Genomic DNA, 1,633 nt, shown 5'->3' with positions numbered 1-1,633 from the left:
GTGAGCAAGCGGCCTGGTCGTGTCGAGCCTCGGGCCGTAAAACGAAGGCCTCAGGCCTACCGCTTGCTGACCAAACCACGTCGATCAGCAAGGGCAGAGATCAGAAAACATGGGCATCCGAAGCACATTAAGCAAGTACCATTCAAATCTGCCCCCTTTTTCTCGGCGATTACAACTGCATCTGCCAGAAACTCAGGCAAACCCCATACTCATCGAGAAGATCATCAGCAATCTCAAACTGAAACACTTTCTCTGGAAAGCAGTCTGATAGCGCGCGCCTCCAATACCTAGCAATCTGTTCAGCAAATAAGTGACAAAGACGATAATCTTCCTCCGACAGGCCAACCTTAAATACGGGGCGGGTCGGCGCATCCTCCCACTTTGAAAAGAACTGATTTATTGAAAATACATTTCTGTATCGTTCAATATCTCTACGCGATGTACTTTGCTCCAACACACCAGCCTCAGTCTCGACCAGCCCCTTCAAATATTTTTTTTGCGACTCGTATTGCAGTGCACTAGGCAGCCAGAAAACATGGCCATCAACCTCAACAAAATCAGGAGAAAGCAAACCCAGAACAGAAATTGCCTGTTCCAATGAAACCATGCGCCCTACATATGAGAAAAATTCTCCAGAACCAATATTTGAAGAAAATAGACTCAACAAATCTTTAGAAATATTACCTTGATAAATTTTCATCAATTCAATCCAAAACTATCAAGAACCGACTGAGGAACACTTCCCTCAAAGGCTTTTGTGTCATTTTTCCTCTTGGGGAAACATGATCCATTCGACGCCTGATTCCATTCGACCACCTTAATCCGAGAGCCAGGCACATCATACAGTGCCCGCCCATCAGGGCCATAGACAACAACATGCTCATTTTCATGATTGGCGTAAGAGTTAGGGGTTTGTCCTTGCAACGGATACTGAGCACCACCACGCGCGCCTGCAACTGCCACATTCGTTTTCGTGAGCCCCTGGTATAACTTAAATCAATAGCATTACCGGCAGTGCCCGCAATGAATCAGGGTATATCGGAAGCGTTAACAGTTACTTTTGCACCAAGCTGGGTCGCATTTAATTATTTTAAACTTCGCCACATATCATTTAAAACAATTAACACCCTAGAATAAATCAGCAACGGAACCTCAAAAACCACAACACCCTCCGAAAGATGGATTTCCAAAGGAATTGAAATTTTCACATTATGGGTCGCCGAAGCCTGCGAAAACACCGCCGCAGATAGATAACTAGTAATCTTCAACACATCAGAATAAAGAACGCCAAAATTTTTCTCCTTAGACTTTATAATCACGCCTTTTTCAAAAATACTTAAAGCACAGTCATCTAAATTAATTTCATATACTCCCTGACCCAGTTCGGGGTCACTAGCGAGAGGTATATAGCCTCCATAACCAGACACATTGAGGCTTTTCAGGTGTTTGCTCGCTGACTTTAGATGACTCACTGCTTTAGCCCCTTCAAAAGATCTCTTAGCCCTTCTTTAGTAGCGGAAAAACTAAAAGAAAATTGCTCGCCCACTTTCCCCGCCCCTAATGCGGCGCCTTCCTCTGACGCGTAATAGCCTTTAAGGGTGACTGTCTTGGCACCTTGAGACTGAGTGTATTC

The 1,633-nt window shown here is 44.6% G+C and carries 2 protein-coding genes; both read right to left on the bottom strand.

Going from position 1 to position 1,633, the window contains the following annotated elements:
* Positions 1-169: 169 nt before the first annotated feature.
* Positions 170-700, bottom strand: a complete 531-nt coding sequence (locus tag NGM28_RS28330) for a hypothetical protein (protein WP_252092533.1) — start codon at positions 698-700, stop codon at positions 170-172.
* A 385-nt stretch (positions 701-1,085) separates the two neighbouring features.
* Positions 1,086-1,472, bottom strand: a complete 387-nt coding sequence (locus tag NGM28_RS28325) for a hypothetical protein (protein ID WP_252092532.1) — start codon at positions 1,470-1,472, stop codon at positions 1,086-1,088.
* Positions 1,473-1,633 lie beyond the last annotated feature (161 nt).

Origin of the sequence: Pseudomonas sp. MWU13-3659, from assembly GCF_023757525.1 — a bacterium.
In the GTDB taxonomy this organism is placed as follows: Bacteria; Pseudomonadota; Gammaproteobacteria; order Pseudomonadales; family Pseudomonadaceae; genus Aquipseudomonas; species Aquipseudomonas entomophila_E.
Note: the sequence above shows the minus strand (reverse complement) of the source record. Positions and strands in the feature narration are given on the sequence as shown.

Bases quoted from the DNA above. Each gene is read 5' to 3' on its own strand.
- NGM28_RS28330 (WP_252092533.1), bottom strand. From the start codon at position 700: ATGAAAATTTATCAAGGTAATATTTCTAAAGATTTGTTGAGTCTATTT.